Below are 18569 nucleotides of genomic sequence, written 5' to 3' on the forward strand. Positions count from 1 at the left end.
AGAACCTGGTTATGATGGCGTCTCGTAGATGACGTCACACAGCCAGGTTCTTTTTTATGTGAATCATTAGGCGGAATCGGTCGAGGATTTGCTTAAGCCATCCATATGGGTCAAGCTGCTGCTGCTGTTGTTGGTATTTGTAATGGTATTTTTGGCTTTTCCAGTTTTTTTCTGCCGATAAAGCCATAGGGCATATTCTAAAGGTTTAATAATCGCCTGTTTGTAAGCCTCTTTCTCGCCCGCTTGGGCGAATACTTCCCTTGCTGGTTTGGGATTGACTTCAAGCAGCCAGATTTGGCCCTTGCGGTCAATAGCCAGATCGAGAGCAAGCTCACAAAGCTGTCCATAAACCTGCTCGAGATGTTTGGCGACATTAATACTGAACTGTTCGGCGTCCGCTTCGATCTCTTTAACGAGTGAGGCATCGCTTACCCATTGCTGCAGCAGTTCATTCATGGGAACAGCATGGCCTCCTCCGTGAAGGTTGGAGGTTACGCTGCCGAGAGGTCCTACTCTGCCCGCGCAGCCTGTTACGCTCCAAGCGCCTTCCCCGTTTTTTTGGACGAGCATGCGGTAATCATGCACGCGTCCGCTCGGAAGCTTGAGGTGGATGCCCTGCTGGGCTATATAACGGGTACCTTTTAAATCCCATGCGGATAAATAGCCGCTTAAGGAGGCGGCGTTTATTTTTTGCGGGCTAATAATTCGTCTTGCTTGATCGCGGCCTTGAATGAGAAGGTTTCCGCTTTGTTTTCGCTCAATGCGCAAAATGCCTCTGCCACCTGTGCCGTTAATCGGTTTAAGGTAAATAAGCGGATGTTTGCGCAGCATCTCGGATACGACTTGGGCATTTTCTGCAATGCGTGCTGCAGGAAGATAGCTTTTAAATCGGGCGTCCTTTATCAATGTTCGATGTATCGTCCATTTGTTGCGAAGCGGACGGTTGAGGAAGTTGAGATGGCTATAGCGGGATCGGAATTGCAGCAGTTGATCGAACCGATAAGTACGTTGAATGCGGCAGCGGTCAAAAATCATGTGCGGAAACGAGGTCCATTTTCGCGACCATTTTTTGGATGTTTCATTATAAATTAACGCATGAATGCGATTTTGTTTGTAGTTGACATCTTGAGGGGTGAAAATAATAATGTCGAGACCCAGCTTGCGGCCAGCAGTTGTCATTTTACGGTAAATATCCCGTTCTTCAAGCATACCGTTCTCATTGAGGTATAACGTCAATATTCCGAGTACAGGCTGCGTCATTAAAAGTTCTCCTTTCAAAACGGAGCGTCGGCTTGCCGGTCGGTCCGGTGAACATAGATACCGCGCTCATTCCAATGCGGAAGCATAGTGCCATGCTCGGAATGTTGTCGACCGCAACATGACAGGTTAATTGGCCCAATCTGCTAATTAGACTCCGAGCGACAGTCGTTCCGACGCCAAGCTCGCGGGCTTCTGGATGGACGACGAAAAAGCATTCCTGCTTGCTGCCATTTGTTGCGAAGCCCACGCCAAGTAAACGTGAGCCTTGCCTGGCGATTGAAACGGCCGCCTCGGAATATGCAGCATCAACTGATGGGACGAGTTGGGCAGAATTCAAGGCGCGAAAGGCTTGAATGGAGGCAGCTGTCAATCTCTTATCGCTATACTGAACAGCAAAATCAGCCAGTCGATTGCGATAGCAGTTCCATTGTTTCGGAGTGAGCAGCTGCACTTCCATCATTACACGCCTCCTGCCTTGCCAGCTTTTTTATTTGTTAAATATAAGCCGTATTGAAAAATGCGCTCAAGCGATTTTTGACGGATATGAGGTTCGTCGAATTTCATTGGCTTGGAATTGGCCTCGAAAAACCAAACGCTGCCCAAGCTGTCTATTCCAAGGTCCATCGACATCTCGCCAAGCGTTTGCCCAGAGCCGCGCTCGATCTGCCTCGCTATCAGCAAGGCGGTACGTTTAGCTTTCAGAAGTATTCTACGCGCCTGCTCTGCATTAAAAGAACTAATGAGCAGTTTCTCCGGATCTTCAATCATTCCGCCGCGAGGTACATGAGTCGTAATGCTCGAGGAGCCGGCGACCCTTGCGCCGATTCCTGTCATTTCCCATCTGCCGTCCCCGTTCTTCTGGACAAGGGCACGGAGGTCGAAGCGGCGGTCATTGAAGGAAGCAAGCTGGATACCCTGCTGAGCGATATAGGCCTCGCCTGAGCTTTGCTTTTGGATGCGGCTCCACAGCTTCGTTATCGTGGCGCAATTATAGGTAGCACTTTTGCGCTCTTCCTGGATTTTTAAACGATAGGGCAGCTGCTTCTCGGCTTTAAGGGTAATCGTCATAATGCCTTTGCCTGCTTTGCCGCTCTCTGGCTTCAAATATAAAAAGGAATGTTTTTGCATCATTTTGCCCAGCCCGTTGAGAGACATTAACTTGCGAGTCAAAGGGATGTAAGGCTTAGTCGTTTTGGATTGGCGAAGCCATTCGAATAAATGCCACTTGTTGAAAAAAAAGGGGTTGAATAATGTCACTCTGGGATCTTTAATGCAGGCATTGATTTTGTTTTTGACGGCTGGCAGCAGCTCATCCTCCCGTTGAGGGATACGATTATAAATAATGTCCGGAAAAGGGAGCAGGCGCTGCTGCCATATTTCCTGCTGTTCGTCAAAAATGAAGCCCTTCAGACTGGTCCGGCTTAAAAATAGATTTTTGGCAGTGAGCACGTAAACGATAAAGCCCTGCTGCCGGCCGACACGGATTAAATCAGCAAAATTGCTGCGGTTGCCGCGAAAAAGTTGAATATCATCCTCTATAGTCAAAATAGCGAGTACGGGCCTTCCGGCCCGGATCTCCGCTGTTGATTCCTGTTCTTTAACCAGCTGCTCCATCAGCTGTCACCCCCTTGGAACTTGCTGAGGTACAGGCAATGTTCAATGATATAATCCAGTGAGGCGCGACCTTCCGATTTTAAGGAAGGATGCTTGAAAATAGAACGGCCAGGTTTGGCATTAGCTTCAAACATCCATATCTCGCTATTTTTATCGATACCGATATCAAGCCCCAGCTCGCCAAGACGGTGCGGATAGTTGCGTTCAATGGCTTCCGAAAGGTTGATGGCTACCTGCTTCGCTTTGTCGAGCACATCGGCAGCCTCGCTGCCGAAGGTCCGGCTTAGCGCCTGCTGCGGCGTCATGAGGGAGCCGCCGTTTTTGACGTGGGTAGTGACGCTGCCCCGCCCGGCTTTTTTTGCGCCAATTCCTGCGGGCACCCATTCGTTCTGGCCGTTTTTATGCATATGAAAACGGAAATCAAGCGGACAGCCGTCAATTTCGGCGAGCCGTATTCCCTGTTGGACGACATAGTTATTTAACGAGCTGCCGTGGCGCGCATGCAGCATGCGGATCATGCTCTGGAAGTTAGTAAAGCGCAGCAGCACATTTTGATTCCCTTTGCGGTACCTTGCGAAATAGCCCCGCTTAGGGTGATAGGTCAAGCGATAAATGCCAATGCCAAGGCTTCCGGCTGTAGGCTTGAAATATAAGAAATGATGCTCTTCCAGCATCTCCTTGATTTTCTCCGGCGTAGGGCCTGACACCGATTCAGGTAAATGCTGCAGGGCCTCTGGGTCTTTATCGAGCAGCTTGTAGACATCCGATTTATTGAAGAAGCTCCAATTGAAAAACGGGATTTTCTTCCTTACAAACCGCTCGCGCAGCGAGTTGATCATGGTCGAGGTTTCCGCTTTGCGGCTGGGAAGCCGATTGTAGACAACGTCAGGAAGCGGAACCGTTTTGCGATACCAGTTGCCTTGGGCGGTCAAAAAGTAGCCATTGACGGTTTCCTGCTGCCAGTTGATGTCGTTTGGCGTAAAGCCAAACAAATATGCTTTGCGCTCTCCCGACCGGATGACTTGCTTAATGAAGCCGGTTCTTGCGCCAAATGGCGCACTATCGGAGGAAGGGGATCCAATATCGCTTAAGATACCGACCAAGGGCCCCAGCTGGATTTCATTATTTTCGGATTGAAGCAAATAAATATTGCCAGTCTTCGGTACTTTGATAGACTGGCGGACACCCGCCGATAAATACAGATGGTTGCCTTGGCGCTTGACTGGGCGGATGGCAGCTGTAATGACTTCTCTGCCTAGCTTGAGGAGCATCGTTTTTTTGCCTGACAGCTTCAGTTCTTTAAGAAGCGGACTGGACAGATAGACGACTCGATCGGTTTGTTGGGAAAAGTGTACGTTGCAAGTTGTCAAACTCATGGAAGAACCTCCTGAACGTTGTCATACCGAGAACGGTCTAATACGGGTGATGGAGTAATTAACGGCGTATGGAGACGGCGGGCCAGCATTTGGGCATAGCCTATTGGCCGCTCAAGAGATTGTGCAGCCCATCTCTCAAGGCCAAGTCGCCTAAACGCCGATCTTCCTGGTCTGGAGTTCGCTTCCAGAAGCCATAATCGTCTGCCCTGCTCAATGCCAAAATCAAGTCCAAGCTCAGCTAGTCTGCCGAAGCGCTGTTCAAGCTGCTCGGCTGCATACAGGCTTATTTTGTGAATTTGCTTCAATAAAAGATCATTTATGGCTTCACCGTATTCCGCTATAAGCAGTTCCTTCGCAGATCTGACCCCGCCTCCTCCGTGGAGGTTGGAGGTGATCGAGCCGCTCTGTCCGCAGCGGGCTGCAAGGCCCGTTACTTGCCAGCGTCCATGCGCATCTTTCTGTACCAAAGCCCTTATATCGAAAGGTTCGCCTGTTTTTAGCTGTAGCTGCAAATACGGCTGAATAATGTAGCTGGCATTTCCGATAAACTGGGCTAGCCATTGCTCCAGCTCTTTCAAGCTAAGGAGCTGCTTCTGAAAAGGTAAATTGCTTTTGCTGCGTCCTGAAACGGTCCAATACCCTTCGGTATGCCGCCTGAGCAGCAAGGCGCCTTTGCCCTGCATGCCTGAAGCGGGCTTGAGAAACAGCCCTGCGCCTGGAGCTGAAAGACGGCTGCGCAGCATAGCGCCATGGCTATAACGCTGGGTAGTAGGCAGAAGCGGCTCGATACGCTCATTGCTCGCCAGCGCTTCGTAAACCTCCCATTTGGACGGGAGGCTGCCGTTCAAAATGATATGCGGCTTGCACGCTGCAATAGCTTGCAGGGCGCTGCGACAAGCAAGCTGCTCTTCCGTGTTTTTGCAGAAGCGCCGATCGTAAATAATATCGGGCAGCTTGCAGAGGCCCTTCTCCCATCTTTGATTCAGATAGCGATAGCCCTGGAGCTGACCGTTAACTTCATTAAATTCGCAGGGAGAAAAGACGTAAAAATCAATTTTTTTCCTTCTAGCGGTTTCCGCAAGCTGCTTGTAAAAGGCGGGCTCTGGAAGCCGCGGCTCCTCCTGCGTGGCATGCATCTCAATGGAAGCAACATATAATCCGATCGTCATGCCTTCTGCTGTCATAGGCGCCTCCGCTAGAAGCCCGATAAAAAACGGGAATATTGAATAACCATGCGAACTGAGGGACGAATTTTGTTGTCATTCAGCGGCGTATTGTCATTTTTGGAAGGCTTGGAGTTGACCTCCAGCAGCCATACCCTGCCGCTCGTATCAATAGCCAGATCGATGCCGAGCTCACCGAAGTGGGCGGGAATATGCGTCTCAATTCCTTTGGCAATGAGGAGCGCTGCATGCTGCAGTCTGCTCGAAGTATCCGCTCGGCCGCTCGTCAAGTTGGATTTAGAAATGGCCTCGCTAACCGTGCTTAATGTGCCGCCCCGCGCGAGGTTGGAAACAAAATGCTGTCCGCCAGCTGTTCGGGCTACAATCGAAGTGATTTTCCATTTTCCGCTGACATTTTTCTGTACGAGCGCCCGGAAGTCGACGGGCCGCTTCTGGATTTCAATCAGCTGGAGGCCTTGCTGCACCTGGTAGCGGACGGTTTTCATTTTTGCAGAGATGGCGGAATAGACTTTGAGCTGGTTTGGATAAAGCTGCTTGCGCGAGCCTGTCGTTGTCGTAAATTGGGCCTGATAGCCGCCCGTTTCAGTCTTTGATACTCGAATGATCCCTTTGCCAAGACTTCCTGTGACAGGCTTCAAAAAGATGTTGGCGTGTTTGCTGCACATGGCTTTAAAGGTGGCAAAGCTGCGCAGTGAATAAGACTCTGGCAAATAGCGAAGGGCGGATTCGTCCTTCTTGAGCGCTTCGAAAACTTCCGTTTTATCGAGGAACTTTTCATTGAAAACAGTTGTCTGAAACCTGGATTTTACTTCTTTGAAAAAATGTTGTACGCTGGGTTTGTTCTCTAGTTTTCGGGAAGTTAGTCGATTGTTAATGACATTTGGAATGGGAAGCGACGCTCTTTGCCAGCCGCCCGCATAGATCCATCCTTCCACGGTTTGCTGCCCGCCAGATAGTTGGCCGGGGGTGAAAAAACATACATGCCCGCCCTGTGCAGCGCAGCCGTCAACCAACTCCTTGCAGAACATGGTGATCGAGCCAAACGGCTTATCTGGCGTCCCTGGATAATCCCTGCTGATCAGAATACCGATAAGCGGGCCAAGTGAAAGCGTCGCTGATCCGGATTTATAGTTGATTCTTAAGGCAGCTCCATTCGAAATGCCCATCTTGCGTGCTAGACTTTGGCTAATTCGAATACCGTCATAACGTGTGACGGGCAATACTTTGACATGTTGCTTAAGTGAGCCGAAGGTCATCGCTACAGGCTGGCCCTGAGGGATCTTCCACTGTTTCATATAGGCTTCGCCCAGCATGAGCGTATCCTCGGCGAGCATGCCTGAGCTGATAACCTGGACGGCTACTTTCGATTTGAGCATCGTAAATCTCCTTCCAAGCAGGAGGATTCCGGCAAGCGGGTAACAGCCGCTGGGTGTTTTGCACGAATTAATTCATCATATGAGGACATCTATCCCTTGGTGATTAGATACTAACAGCTGTTCACGCAAATAATGGAGGGGAAAAGCCATGAATGTTTACGACAAAACGTATGAACTGGCCAAAGCGTTAAAGGACAGCGAGGAAGCGCGTTTGCTCAAAGAGGCAAAGCAGGCTGCAGATGCTGATCCAGATGCAAAACGGATGCTTGATGATTTTCGCGAGCGCCAAAACGAGCTTCAGCAGAAAATGATGGCGGGCGAGGAGCCTTCCGCGGTCGATATGGATACGCTGAACAAGCTGTATGAGGTCATTTCGCTAAATCCGCTCGTCAGCGGCTTGATGGAGGCTGAGCGCCGCTTCTCCATCGTTTTTGAGGACATAAACCGCATTATGTCCGATGTGCTAAAATCCATCGTTGATTAACGCCGGCGGTCATAACCCTCGTCCTTGCTTCATATAATGTGAGGAAGTGCTACCAGAGGAGCTGAGGGATATGAGAAAAGGCAGGAGCCGTCATGTATTATATTTGCTAGCTGCGGTAGCGATGCTAGTCTACGGGGTGCCCAGACTGGATTTGGGCGCTCCTTGGAGCGGGACAAGCTTATTTGGCATCGTCTGGCTGGTGTTCTCGCTTGTCATTGTGGCGGCGCAAATCGATGCGCTGATGCAAGGCGAAGCGAGGCGGCAGCAGATGCAGCGCATTAAACGTGCCAAAAGCCGGGCGCTGGAGCGCAAGCTGCAGCAGGTTGTTGCCGGGCGGCGCGCGCGGGGCTAGCTAGCAAAAGCGAAACAAAAACAAATAAGGCCCAGCGATGATCGCTGAGCCTTATTTGTTTTTCAAACATTAATCCAATTCTTTGAACTGGACGAGCTGCTTTACGAATTTGTAAACCGCTTCTTGTTCTTTGACGGTTAGTCCATGTAATTGATGGGCGATTTTGTCGGCGTAACTATTGTCTTCTGGGCTTGTCTGCTGCGAAGCATCCAAATGAACAAGCTGTTCCAGCGGAGAGTCGAGCGCTGCGGCAATTTTGCCGAGAACATCGACGGTAGGACTTTTCTCTCCTCGCTCGACTTGCCCCATATACGAAGCATTAATGTCCGCTCTGAGCGCCAGCTGCTCCTGGCTAAGGCCTCTCATTTTGCGCAGTGTGCGGATGTTATCTCCTATGTATCGGGCAAATTTACTCAAATTGTTCACCTCAGCCTAAAGATAGAGCTTTAGATGCCAACCAACAACGTTCTATAGAACCTATTAAATATAATGACTAAAGTCATTGACGGAAATACCTGACTTTATTATAATTATGTAAAATGGTCCTTATTAAACTTCTTTTTACTTAAAAGGTTCTTTTTACAAGGAGATTGGGAGATGGTAGAAGAATTTGAGTTTTTCCGCAAAGTTCAGCTGCATTATCGTCAAGTGCGATTCCACGTGCGTTTAAGCTATACGATTTTTCATAAAAAAGAGAAACTTCTGCTCGCGCATGGTATTTTGCGCTGCCGGGTTGAGCCTCATTCACAACTGGTTGAATATCGTATCAGCTTGGAATCGGAAGTCGCATCGCGCCCTTATAGCGAGAAGGCCACGATTTTATTTTCCACCATTTACGAGGAAATTCCGCAGCAATCGGTTAAGATGACGGATGTGCCTGCTTATCAATTACGTTATTCGGTACCGATTGTTTACGATTGGCAAGCTTTTATTATTGAAGGCATGAGTACAGCTTTAAGCAAAGGCGTATTGCAGCCTGTGTTCGATAAATATCGTTTTGTGGACAAGCAGGGCAAGGAAATAGACGCGAAACTTAAGGTCGCCGCCGTTATGGTGGATTGGTATAATGAGAACATTAATAGTTAGCCAGCAGTGTTGAAAGCCAAAGGGAGGTACAGGTGTGTCTAAAGTCGGTTCCGGTTCAGAGACCAGCACCAAGCATGAGCTGATTCTTGCACATATTCAAGAGCTGAAGATCGGAACGAAAATCTCGGTCAGAGTGATTGCAAAAACGTTGGGAGTCAGTGAAGGAACAGCCTATAAAGCCATTAAAGAAGCGGAAGCAACCGGACTCGTCAGCACAAAGGAACGAATTGGGACGGTGCGCATCGACCGTAAAAGAAAAGAGGCGCTCGACCAGCTTACGTTTGGCGAAGTAGCGGAAATTGTAGAAGGCCAGCTGTTTGGTGGCGCATCTGGCCTTGAAAAAACGCTGCATAAGTTCGTTATCGGCGCGATGGAGCTCGATGCTATGCTGCGTTATATCGATGAAGACAGCCTGCTTATTGTCGGTAACCGGATCGGTGCGCATAAGCGGGCGCTGGAGCAAGGAGCAGGTGTGCTCATTACAGGCGGCTTCGAGACGAGCGAAGAGGTTAAAGCGCTTGCGGATGAGAAGGGGCTGCCTATTCTCTCTTCGCGATATGATACGTTTACCGTTGCGTCCATGATCAACCGCGCTATGTACGACCGTCTCATTAAGCGAAAAGTGATGTTGATTGAAGATTTGGTTACGTTCAGCAGACCAGCCGATGTGCTGCATCCCGGAGATACGGCAGGCAGCTTCAAGGAACTGCGGCGCAGAACAGGTTATTCTCGTTTTCCCGTGGTGGATGACCGCGGCAAAGTCATTGGCATGATGACGGCAAAGGATGCCTCCGGCGCACTGGATGAGCAGACTGTCGATAAGCTGATGACCCGCCATCCGATTACGGCAGCACCGAATATTACCGTTACATCCGCTGCTCATACGATGGCGGCGGAAGGGATTGATTTGCTGCCTATCGTTGATCGGCATCGCAAGCTGCTTGGTGTCATTAGCCGCCAGCAGGTGATTGATGCGCTGCGGTTTGCGGGCAAACAGCCCGAATCGGGCGAAACGTTCGATGATTTAATGTGGTCAAGATTTATGGCTAGTGAAGATGCGGCTGGCGAGTTTGTTTATAAAGGGGTCGTAACGCCGCAAATGTCAGGCTCGCTTGGCATGATATCGGAAGGCGTGCTCGTTACGCTTATGACGCAGGCTGGCAGGAGAATGATTCGCGAGACGGGGAAACGCGATTATTTGCTCGAAAGCATGACGACTTATTTTGTGAAGCCAGTAGAAATGGACAGTGAAATAACGATTATACCGCGGGCGATGGAGATGAGCCGCAAATCAACGAAGCTGGAAATTGAAGTGAGGGATCGGGGCGGGCTGGCAGCGAAAGCGATGATGTCAGCCCAAATGATTGATCCTTAAACATAAAGCAACCAGGGCGGTCGCTCTGAAAAAAAGGCAAGCGGAGTGAACGGAGCTAAGCTGTAAAAGCGCTGCGTTCGCCGTTGCCTTTTTTTAGCGTCGCGTCGTGCGCAGCATACTAAGATTGCGCAGTCCTGCGAAAAGATTGAATAGGCCAATGACCATGAACAGCGCCCCAATGACGATGCGCACAGTGGATTCATTGGACAAAAACAGCTGAACGCCGGCAATAAATATGAGCATGACGCCCATGCTTATATTCATTCTGGCCCCGTACAGCATACGCTTTGCACCATCAGCGGCTCTACGGGATCTGTAGCTGAAAATAACGGTCAGCAGCAGGGTGAGGAAGATGACGGGTGCGAATAAATATTGCAGCAGTGAGTCCATTCGTTCTAAAGCAGCTCCTTTGCGAGCGGAATGATTGTGCGATATTCCGCATTTCTGCTGCTATTGTAGCATGAATAGGGACATAAACAGAAGCAGCGCAGCGGGTGTCTTTACGCTAACTCGGTCCGCGATCATGCAGGCGGACTTTAACCCACAGCTGCAGCACATTATCGACGACAAGCATCGTTTTGACCTCGACCTCGTAATCCTTCTCCAGTACCCCGTTGTAAACTCTCTTGCTCAGCAGCTTTCTTGCAAACTGCGCATTGGAATCAATCTCGTAAATGCTTTGCCCGATAAAAACGGACAGATCGGCTTTGATTCGCCGAATCAGCTCAGCCTCTGTCATTTTGTCGAGCTGCGGACGACCTGCGTTTTGCCCGGCTTCCAGCTCAATTCTCGGCAAAATGCTCTTGATAACCGTGTGCTGATGCTTGAACTCTTTAAGATTGCCAATGTCCTGCTCATATTGCTCCAATTGAATTTCGAGCTCGCTTTTGAGACTGACAAGCGCCTCAAATTGTGCTTGGTAGAGGGAGTTGTAAACGACCGCGCCGACAACCATGCCGAGCAGGAGCATGCCGAACATTTGCAGCCCTTTAATATATTTGTCAAACGGTGGCAGCCGCATCGCTTAGCCCGTCCCTTTGCAAATGAGCCTCACAAGCTCCGTGCCCATATGAGCCCCGAGAAAAGCAGCGATAATATAGCCAACCTGCTGTGCCGCTGGGGACAGATGCCCCTCCATAATATTGCTTTCTATGACGCGCATCGGATCAATGGAGCCGCCTACTGCGGCTACTATAGCCCATATTTTTAAATTTGCCGCTGTATTGACCATCATGGAGGTGGGGGGCATCAGCAGAAAAACCGATCCAATGCCAGCGAGCATTGAGCCGCCTAATACGACGCCAAAGGCAATAAAGAAATCGAGCCCTGCCTTCATCAAAAAATAATTCACTTCGCTCACCAGCTCTCTTCGCCAAGTGGAGCCCGTCCGGCTCCTATTATCATTGTATGGGCGGTGCCTTGGCGATTATGATAAAATAGACAAATAGAGATGGAACACCTGAGGGGGCGAGGCGCAATGACCGCTAAAGAGTCGCCATTCGTGCATTTGCACGTTCATAGTGAATATAGCTTGCTTGATGGCGCGGCACGGATTCGCGATTTGACAGCCCGCGCTGCCGAGCTGGGAATGCAGGCGCTGGCGCTTACGGACCATGGCGTCATGTATGGAGCCATTCCGTTCATCCGTGCCTGCCAGCAGCATGGTATTAAGCCGATTGTAGGCTGTGAGATGTATATGACCGCAAGCTCGCGGTTTGAGAAGGGCTCGCGCAAAGAAAACCCGATCTATCATTTAATTTTGCTTGCCAAAAATGAAACAGGCTATCGCAATCTCATGAAGCTGAGCTCGATTGCCCATTTGGAAGGCTTTCATTATCGTCCGCGCGTCGATCCGGAAATGCTGGCTAAGCATGCGGAAGGCATCGTCTGCCTGAGTGCCTGCCTTGGAGGCGAAGTTTCGCAGCATTTGCTGCATGACAGGCCCGATGAAGCGCGCAAGGCGGCACAGCGGTACCGAGACATTTTCGGCGATGATTTTTATTTGGAGCTTCAGGATCATCATTTGCTGGAGCAGAAAAAAGTGAATTTAGCGATGATTGAGCTGGCGCAGGAAACCGGCATTCAGCTGGCGGTTACGAACGATGTCCATTATATTACTGCGGCTGACGCAGAAATGCAGGATGTACTCATTTGCATTGGGACAGGCAAATCCGTCGATGATGAGGACCGTATGAAAATGCAGACGGACCAAATGTATTTAAAGAGCGGGGAGGAGATGGAGGCCCTATTCCGCCATGTGCCGCAGGCTATTGCAAATACGGCAGCCATCGCGGATAAATGCACGCTTGAGCTGGCTTTTGGACGGGCGCCGCTTCCGGTATTTCATCCCGTGCCAGAGGGAGCAAGCTCAGCAGGGTATTTGCAGCAGCTATGCAGCGAAGGACTGCTTGCAAGATACAGCCAGCTGCCGGAGTGGATGCAGGAGCCGGACTTCCGCCAGCAGGCAGAGCAGCGGCTAGCCTATGAGCTGTCTGTTATTGAAAAAATGGGCTTTAGCGATTATTTTCTAATCGTCTGGGATTTTATCCGTTTTGCCCATGAGCAGGGCATTCGTACAGGCCCGGGACGGGGCTCTTCAGCCGGCTCTCTAGTTGCTTATACACTGCGGATCACCGATGTAGATCCGCTGAAATACAAGCTGCTCTTTGAGCGGTTTCTGAATCCGGAGCGCATATCAATGCCCGATATTGATATCGACTTTAATGATGAGCGCCGGGATGAAGTCATTGCCTATGTCGCCCAAAAATACGGCGAAGGGCATGTTGCTCAAATTATTACGTTCGGCACCATGGCGGCGAAAGCAGCGGTCCGCGACGTCGGACGCGCGATGAATGTGCCGCTTGCCGAGGTGGATCGCGCGGCGAAGCTCATTCCGCGCCAGCTCGGCATTACGCTTGCCGAGGCGCTGCGGACGACTGAAGGGCTGCGCGAGGCGGCGGAGCGCCTGCCGAAGACGGCGGCGATGCTGGATATGGCGCTTAAGGTAGAGGGTATGCCGCGCCATGCCTCTACGCATGCAGCTGGTGTTGTTATTGCCAGCGAGCCGCTGACGGAGTATGTGCCGCTGCAAGCGGGCGGCGAAGGGGCTGTTTTAACCCAATATTCGATGGAGCATCTGGAAGCGATTGGGCTGCTCAAGATGGACTTTCTGGGACTGCGTACCCTTTCGATTTTGGAGCGAACGCTGAATTGGGTGAAGGAGCAGTATGGCGAGACGATTGATTTTCGCACGATTCCCGACAATGACCCAGAAACGTATGCGATGCTCGGCCGCGGCGAGACGACGGGCATTTTTCAATTGGAGTCTTCCGGTGTGCGCCGCGTATTGCGGGATTTGAGGGCGTCGGAGTTCGAGGATATCGTATCGGTTCTTGCTTTGTATCGCCCTGGTCCGATGGAATTTATTCCGAAATATATTCAAGGCAAGCATGGCGAGGTGCAGGTGGAATACCCTCATCCGTCCCTTGAGCCGATTCTATCCGATACGTATGGCATTATCGTGTACCAAGAGCAAATTATGCAGATTGCCTCCAGCATGGCCGGCTTCTCGCTGGGCGAAGCGGATTTGCTGCGCCGTGCCGTTTCGAAGAAAAAGCGCGAGGTGCTGGATGAGCAGCGGGAGCATTTTGTGAAGGGCAGTGTGACGCAGGGCTACAGAGAGGACGAGGCGAATCTCGTTTACGATATGATCGTGCGTTTTGCAGACTATGGATTCCCGCGGGCGCATGCGGCTGCTTATGGCGTACTGGCTTTTCAGACGGCATGGCTGAAGGCGCATTATCCGGTTCCCTTTATGGCTTCGATGCTGGCATCCGTGAACGGCAACCAGCGGAAAACGGCGGAATACGTCGATGAATGCCGCCGAATGGGCATTCAGGTGCTGCCGCCCGATGTCAACGAGAGCGGCGTGACGTTCACGCCGATTGAAGGGGCCGTGCGCTTTGGGCTGGCGACGGTGAAAAATGTCGGTACGCAGGCGATTGAAGCGCTGCGCAAGGAACGGGCGGACAAGCCGTTTGAAAGCTTGCTCGACCTGTGCCGCCGCGTCGATTTGCGCGTCGTGAACAAGCGCGTGCTGGAGTCGCTCATCCAGGCTGGCGCCTTAGACTCGCTGCCTGGGCACCGGGCGCAATTGCTCGGTGCCCTGGAGGAGACGGTCGAAGCGGCGGTGAAATGGCGCAAGGAGCGCGCCGAGCTGCAGATCGAGCTGTTTGGTTTCGATGAGGTGCAGAACTGGGATGTGGAGCTGCCGGACATCAGGCCGTTCTCAACAGCTGAGCAGCTGGAGTTTGAACGCGAGCTGCTCGGCATGTATTTGTCAGGGCATCCGCTCGATGCAGTGGAGGAGCAGCTTGCGCCGCTCGGGCTCGACCGTCTGTTTGAGCTGGCGGATAGCGCGGAAGGCGCGCCGGCGGTAGCGGCGGTGCATATTGTGTCGCTGAAGCCGTTCACGAACAAGAAGGGCAATGCGATGGGGTTTCTGGAGCTGGAGGATCGCATCCTCCGCGTTGAAGCCGTTGTGTTCCCGGCAGTGTGGAAACGCTGCGCGGATAAGCTGGAAAAGGGCGGCCTCGCCATTGTGCAGGCGACCGTGCAGCATCAGGATGAGGAGTTTAAGCTCATCCTGGAGGATGTTGTGCCGCTCGCAGGCGGAGCTGCTGCGGCAGGGGCGCCGCTCGCAGAGCAGGCGCAGCGCTTGCAACGGCAAGCGCAAGCCCGCGCCGCGAGAGGCGCGTGGCCCGGTCCCGGGCAGGCGAAGCCGTCCGGGCAGGGCAAGGGTGGGGCGGCAGCGCCAGCCGCCCCGGCGGGCCGCGGGCCCGGCGCTGCTGCTGCGGGCGAAGCGCAGCAGCTGCCTCCGCGGGCACCGCGGCAGGAACCCGCTGGGCGTAAGCGCCAGCGGGTTTACATCAAGCTCGCAGCCGCGCGCGAGCAGCTTGCCGCGCTGGAGCGGCTCAAGCAGCTGCTGGCCGAGCACCCCGGCCAGTTGGACACCGTTCTGTTCTACGAGCGTGAACAGAAGCTGATCGCCCTTAGCGACAGCTACCGCGTCAAGCCGTCGCCGGAGTTGTTCGGCGAGATTGAGCAGCTGTTCGGCGAAGGGGCTGTCGTCGTCAAATAGGAGCAAGCAGCATACGGCGCAAGCATAAATTACTGGAGTTCATAGCTAGGTAGACAGGACTCCTGCAAAGGTTAGAACGTTTGATTTTATTTAATAATCGCGAAGCTTAAACATGGCAAAGCGATCTCTCATAGGGCTGGCCTTAGCTGTCTACAGCGAAGGCCAGCCCTATTTTCAAGCCATTGCTGCCCATTTCTCTTACTTCTCTTATTTCTTTTACTTCGTTAACCTCTTTTCCTCGCATTTCGGGCTTTCTTCTCTTATTTCGTCCTCTCCGCTTTCTAAGTTTTCACCCTGCGACCTCTTGCGCAAGCGAATTCAAAATGATGCACATATCTTTCTTTATCCGCATACATTTAGGGATACAAGCGGAGAAATGCGGGAGGTCAGCTGTTGCTTGCGGGCTATGGGGATACAGCTTCCGCGAAAGGCAGCATCGTTATTAGGGCCCCGAAAGCCGCATTGCCGCTGCTTACGCTGCATAACAGCGTACAAGCATGGGAGGGATGGACATGGCTTCGACATCCAAGATTGAAGCGTGGCTGGGCAAGCGCGGAGTGAAGGTCGATGATATTGCTGAGATTGTGTATACGCTGCAGCGTCCTTACAATGCGAGCTTATGCATGAAGGAATGCGAGGACAGCGTTCGGGCTGTACTGGGCAAGCGCGAGGTGCAGTATGTGCTTTATACGGGCATCGCTTTAGACGAGCTGGCGGAGCGCAAGCTATTGCCTGAACCGCTGCAGGCGATTATGGAAAATGATGAGTCGCTGTATGGGGTGGATGAGACGCTGGCGCTTGGCATTACGAACGTGTACGGGATGATCGGCTTGACGAGTTTTGGTTATTTGGATAAAGTGAAGCCTGGCATTATTAATCAGCTTAATATAAAAGGGCGGCATATTCATGTGTTCCTTGATGATCTCGTTGCGGGACTTGCGGCGGCCGCATCGGCAAGAATTGCACATCAGGACCCGAAAGCGCAGCAATACCATTTGCCCGATTCCCCATGATTATGATACTATTATAAGATCATATGACCTGTTAACGGGACTTAGCTATGTTTAAGATGTAAACTTTGCCCGTAGCAAAGTTTTCAGGAGGTACCATAATGTGGACGGTCATTTATATCGCGCCAACAGCAAAAATCGCAGAGAATATCAAGAAACGGCTTACGGAAGAAGGATTTCTCGTGAAGATCCGTCCAGTCAATCTGTCTAAACAGCAATTTGAAATATTGGTGCCGTCGGGTGAGCTGGAGGAAGTTCAAGAAGTGTTTAACTCCTTGTTTCAGCTGTAACGGATTCCCTTATTCGATTGCGCCTTGAGAGGTGTCATACGTGCAAATTAAGGACTTGTTTACGAAGAAGAAATACGCGACAGTACCTTCGGAGCGCCCTAAACGCGACATTCCAGAAGGACTGATGAATAAGTGTACGCGGTGCGGAACGATTCAATACAGCAAAGAGCTGGAGAAGAATCTGAAGGTCTGCTCCTCCTGTGGCTATCACTTCCGCCTTTCGGCTTGGGAGCGCATTGCCATGACGCTTGATGAAGGACAGCTGACGGAATACGATACGGACCTTGTATCGGAAGATCCGCTTGGTTTCCCTGGTTATGCAAGCAAGCTGGAGCAGCAACTGGCTAAAAATCCGAATTTGCGTGAAGCAGTTGTTACCGGCGAAGGAACTATCGGCGGTCTTCCTGTCGTTGTCGCTGTCATGAGCTTTGACTTTTTCAGCGGCAGCATGGGCTCGGTCGTAGGTGAAAAGATAACGCGGGCTGTAGAAGCGGCGCTTGACAAGCGCCTGCCGCTTATTATTTTTTCCACATCGGGTGGCGCACGCATGCAGGAAAGTATTCTGAGCCTTATGCAAATGGCGAAAACAAGCGCAGCGCTCTCCAAGCTTCATGAAGCGGGCGGCTTGTTTATCTCGGTATTCACCGATCCAACGATGGGTGGCGTCTCGGCGAGCTTCGCAAGTCTTGGCGACTACAATTTGGCCGAGCCTGGCGCATTAGTAGGCTTTGCAGGCCGCATTGTAATCGAGCAGACGATTCGTCAGAAGCTGCCGGACAACTTCCAGACGGCGGAATTCAATTTGCAGCATGGCCAGCTTGATATGGTTGTACACCGTAACGACATGAAGCAAATGCTGACCAAACTGCTTGATATGCATACCGCAGGGGAGGGATTGTCTAATGGCGGGTGAGCTTCCGTTCGAGAAACCGCTCAGTGATTTAAGGGAAAAGATAAAGACGCTGGAAACGCTCGCGGCGGGCAATGGCATGGATTTTTCCGAGGAAATTGCCCGTCTTGAGGAGCGCTGCAAGCAGCTGGAACAGGAAATGTACCAGGAGCTGACCCCTGCGCAAAAAATGCATGTAGCGCGCCACCATCAGCGTCCGACGACGCTGGATTTCATTCAGGCGGTGTTTACCGATTTCATCGAGCTGCATGGCGACCGCCTGTTTGCCGATGATTTGGCTATCGTAGGCGGACTTGCCAAGCTGAACGGCGTACCGGTAACGGTTGTCGGACACCAACGCGGCAAGGATACGCGCGACAACATCGCCCGCTTCTTCGGAAGTCCCCACCCGGAAGGTTTCCGCAAGGCGCTGCGCTTCATGCAGCAAGCTAATAAATTTAATCGTCCCATTATTACTTTTATTGATACGAAAGGCGCTTATCCTGGCAATACTGCTGAGGAACGGGGCCAATCGGAAGCAATTGCCCGTAATTTGCGGGAGATGGCTGGTTTCGGCGTGCCGATCATATGCGTCGTTATTGGCGAAGGCGGCAGCGGCGGTGCACTTGCGCTTGGCGTAGGCAACCGGGTGCTGATGCTGGAAAATGCGATCTATTCTGCGATTTCGCCGAATGGAGCAGCTTCGATTCTCTGGAAGGATGCATCGAAAGCTGATCAGGCGGCGGAAGCGATGAAGATTACAGCCAAAGATTTACTCGCGTTTGAAGTCATCGAGGACATTGTAGAGGAGCCGCAGGGCGGTGCGCATCGTGATCTTGCTTTTACAGCAGAGCACTTGAAGACCAAGCTGTGGAGCCATTTGCAGGAGCTGCGCGCCATGACGCCGGAAGAGCTGAAAGAGGACCGCTACTGCAAATTCCGCAAAATCGGCAAGTTCCAGATTGCCCAGCAGGCGCTGGCAGAAGAGCAGCAAACCGCTGAGCTGGCAGACGAGCCTTCCGAGGCAGCAGCAGTAGGCGGAGAACCAAGCACTGAGAAAGCAGCGCAGCCGGAATCGGCGCAGGTATAGTTTACAAATATTTTATACTGTACAAGCTGCTCGTAATCGTGTA

19 protein-coding genes are annotated in these 18569 nt (G+C 51.7%); 9 read left to right on the plus strand and 10 right to left on the minus strand.

The window, feature by feature from the left end; translation table 11 throughout:
- Positions 1-66: 66 nt before the first annotated feature.
- From ASF12_RS22520 to ASF12_RS22545, 6 genes are read right to left on the minus strand one after another with little or no spacing between them, the layout of a single operon-like run.
- Positions 67-1260, minus strand: a complete 1194-nt coding sequence (locus tag ASF12_RS22520) for a YheC/YheD family endospore coat-associated protein (RefSeq protein WP_063892628.1) — start codon at positions 1258-1260, stop codon at positions 67-69.
- The gene (locus tag ASF12_RS22525; protein WP_155973386.1) at positions 1217-1720 is read right to left on the minus strand and encodes a GNAT family N-acetyltransferase; all 504 of its coding nucleotides are present in this window, start codon (positions 1718-1720) and stop codon (positions 1217-1219) included. The genes ASF12_RS22520 and ASF12_RS22525 overlap by 44 nt, the downstream gene beginning before the upstream one ends.
- Positions 1720-2874 (minus strand): YheC/YheD family endospore coat-associated protein, encoded by a 1155-nt coding sequence (locus tag ASF12_RS22530; protein WP_056039771.1) that lies wholly within the window; start codon positions 2872-2874, stop codon positions 1720-1722. The genes ASF12_RS22525 and ASF12_RS22530 overlap by 1 nt, the downstream gene beginning before the upstream one ends.
- The gene (locus ASF12_RS22535) at positions 2874-4250 is read right to left on the minus strand and encodes a YheC/YheD family endospore coat-associated protein (RefSeq protein ID WP_056039773.1); all 1377 of its coding nucleotides are present in this window, start codon (positions 4248-4250) and stop codon (positions 2874-2876) included. The genes ASF12_RS22530 and ASF12_RS22535 overlap by 1 nt, the downstream gene beginning before the upstream one ends.
- Positions 4247-5434, minus strand: coding sequence for a YheC/YheD family endospore coat-associated protein (locus ASF12_RS22540; protein ID WP_056039775.1), 1188 nt, complete (start codon positions 5432-5434; stop codon positions 4247-4249). The genes ASF12_RS22535 and ASF12_RS22540 overlap by 4 nt, the downstream gene beginning before the upstream one ends.
- Positions 5435-5445: 11 nt before the next feature.
- Positions 5446-6810 carry a YheC/YheD family endospore coat-associated protein gene (locus ASF12_RS22545; RefSeq protein WP_056039777.1) on the minus strand — a complete coding sequence of 455 codons (1365 nt, stop codon included), beginning with the start codon at positions 6808-6810 and terminating at the stop codon, positions 5446-5448.
- Positions 6811-6958: 148 nt separating this feature from the next.
- Here ASF12_RS22545 and ASF12_RS22550 point away from each other — a divergent pair, with 148 nt between their 5' ends.
- On the plus strand, positions 6959-7294 hold the full coding sequence (locus ASF12_RS22550) for a YlbF family regulator (RefSeq protein WP_056039779.1): 336 nt from the start codon (positions 6959-6961) through the stop codon (positions 7292-7294).
- Positions 7295-7364: 70 nt separating this feature from the next.
- Entirely contained in the window at positions 7365-7646 is a 282-nt protein-coding gene (locus tag ASF12_RS22555; RefSeq protein ID WP_056039781.1) for a hypothetical protein, read from the plus strand.
- 69 nt (positions 7647-7715) lie between these two features.
- On the opposite strand, the gene ASF12_RS22560 is transcribed toward ASF12_RS22555, so the two are convergent.
- Positions 7716-8063 (minus strand): helix-turn-helix domain-containing protein, encoded by a 348-nt coding sequence (locus ASF12_RS22560; protein ID WP_046228758.1) that lies wholly within the window; start codon positions 8061-8063, stop codon positions 7716-7718.
- 180 nt (positions 8064-8243) lie between these two features.
- On the opposite strand from ASF12_RS22560, the gene ASF12_RS22565 reads away from it, so the two are divergent.
- Positions 8244-8732, plus strand: coding sequence for a hypothetical protein (locus tag ASF12_RS22565; RefSeq protein ID WP_056039785.1), 489 nt, complete (start codon positions 8244-8246; stop codon positions 8730-8732).
- A 34-nt stretch (positions 8733-8766) separates the two neighbouring features.
- Complete coding sequence (locus ASF12_RS22570) at positions 8767-10107, plus strand: DRTGG domain-containing protein (RefSeq protein ID WP_056039787.1); 1341 nt, start codon at positions 8767-8769, stop codon at positions 10105-10107.
- A 93-nt stretch (positions 10108-10200) separates the two neighbouring features.
- Here ASF12_RS22570 and ASF12_RS22575 read toward each other — a convergent pair whose 3' ends face one another.
- From ASF12_RS22575 to ASF12_RS22585, 3 genes are all read right to left on the minus strand, one after another.
- Entirely contained in the window at positions 10201-10497 is a 297-nt protein-coding gene (locus ASF12_RS22575) for a YtpI family protein (RefSeq protein ID WP_056039788.1), read from the minus strand.
- Between the two features lie 115 nt (positions 10498-10612).
- Positions 10613-11128, minus strand: a complete 516-nt coding sequence (locus ASF12_RS22580; protein ID WP_056039790.1) for a hypothetical protein — start codon at positions 11126-11128, stop codon at positions 10613-10615.
- 3 nt (positions 11129-11131) lie between these two features.
- A complete protein-coding gene (locus ASF12_RS22585) occupies positions 11132-11458 on the minus strand; it encodes a YtrH family sporulation protein (protein ID WP_056040129.1) in 327 nt (108 codons plus the stop codon).
- Between the two features lie 126 nt (positions 11459-11584).
- Between ASF12_RS22585 and ASF12_RS22590 the strand changes: the two genes are divergently transcribed.
- The 5 genes from ASF12_RS22590 to ASF12_RS22610 all read left to right on the plus strand — a co-directional run bounded on the left by ASF12_RS22590 (position 11585) and on the right by ASF12_RS22610 (position 18526).
- Positions 11585-15247 carry a DNA polymerase III subunit alpha gene (locus ASF12_RS22590; RefSeq protein WP_056039793.1) on the plus strand — a complete coding sequence of 1221 codons (3663 nt, stop codon included), beginning with the start codon at positions 11585-11587 and terminating at the stop codon, positions 15245-15247.
- Positions 15248-15759: 512 nt separating this feature from the next.
- On the plus strand, positions 15760-16260 hold the full coding sequence (locus ASF12_RS22595; RefSeq protein WP_081418968.1) for a phosphatidylglycerophosphatase A family protein: 501 nt from the start codon (positions 15760-15762) through the stop codon (positions 16258-16260).
- Between the two features lie 98 nt (positions 16261-16358).
- Entirely contained in the window at positions 16359-16547 is a 189-nt protein-coding gene (locus ASF12_RS22600; RefSeq protein WP_056039796.1) for a hypothetical protein, read from the plus strand.
- 40 nt (positions 16548-16587) lie between these two features.
- Positions 16588-17460 (plus strand): acetyl-CoA carboxylase, carboxyltransferase subunit beta, encoded by an 873-nt coding sequence (accD, locus tag ASF12_RS22605; RefSeq protein WP_056039797.1) that lies wholly within the window; start codon positions 16588-16590, stop codon positions 17458-17460.
- Positions 17450-18526, plus strand: a complete 1077-nt coding sequence (locus ASF12_RS22610) for an acetyl-CoA carboxylase carboxyltransferase subunit alpha (protein ID WP_056039799.1) — start codon at positions 17450-17452, stop codon at positions 18524-18526. Before accD ends, ASF12_RS22610 begins: the two co-directional genes overlap by 11 nt.
- Positions 18527-18569: the final 43 nt, after the last annotated feature.

Origin of the sequence: Paenibacillus sp. Leaf72, assembly GCF_001422685.1 — a bacterium.
Lineage (GTDB): Bacteria > Bacillota > Bacilli > Paenibacillales > Paenibacillaceae > Pristimantibacillus.

Coding starts and splice junctions, on each gene's coding strand:
- ASF12_RS22520 (WP_063892628.1), bottom strand. CDS start 1,260: ATGACGCAGCCTGTACTCGGAATATTGACGTTATACCTCAATGAGAAC.
- ASF12_RS22525 (WP_155973386.1), bottom strand. CDS start 1,720: ATGATGGAAGTGCAGCTGCTCACTCCGAAACAATGGAACTGCTATCGC.
- ASF12_RS22530 (WP_056039771.1), bottom strand. CDS start 2,874: ATGGAGCAGCTGGTTAAAGAACAGGAATCAACAGCGGAGATCCGGGCC.
- ASF12_RS22535 (WP_056039773.1), bottom strand. CDS start 4,250: ATGAGTTTGACAACTTGCAACGTACACTTTTCCCAACAAACCGATCGA.
- ASF12_RS22540 (WP_056039775.1), bottom strand. CDS start 5,434: ATGACAGCAGAAGGCATGACGATCGGATTATATGTTGCTTCCATTGAG.
- ASF12_RS22545 (WP_056039777.1), bottom strand. CDS start 6,810: ATGCTCAAATCGAAAGTAGCCGTCCAGGTTATCAGCTCAGGCATGCTC.
- ASF12_RS22550 (WP_056039779.1), top strand. CDS start 6,959: ATGAATGTTTACGACAAAACGTATGAACTGGCCAAAGCGTTAAAGGAC.
- ASF12_RS22555 (WP_056039781.1), top strand. CDS start 7,365: ATGAGAAAAGGCAGGAGCCGTCATGTATTATATTTGCTAGCTGCGGTA.
- ASF12_RS22565 (WP_056039785.1), top strand. CDS start 8,244: ATGGTAGAAGAATTTGAGTTTTTCCGCAAAGTTCAGCTGCATTATCGT.
- ASF12_RS22575 (WP_056039788.1), bottom strand. CDS start 10,497: ATGGACTCACTGCTGCAATATTTATTCGCACCCGTCATCTTCCTCACC.
- ASF12_RS22580 (WP_056039790.1), bottom strand. CDS start 11,128: ATGCGGCTGCCACCGTTTGACAAATATATTAAAGGGCTGCAAATGTTC.
- ASF12_RS22590 (WP_056039793.1), top strand. CDS start 11,585: ATGACCGCTAAAGAGTCGCCATTCGTGCATTTGCACGTTCATAGTGAA.
- ASF12_RS22595 (WP_081418968.1), top strand. CDS start 15,760: ATGGCTTCGACATCCAAGATTGAAGCGTGGCTGGGCAAGCGCGGAGTG.
- ASF12_RS22600 (WP_056039796.1), top strand. CDS start 16,359: ATGTGGACGGTCATTTATATCGCGCCAACAGCAAAAATCGCAGAGAAT.
- ASF12_RS22610 (WP_056039799.1), top strand. CDS start 17,450: ATGGCGGGTGAGCTTCCGTTCGAGAAACCGCTCAGTGATTTAAGGGAA.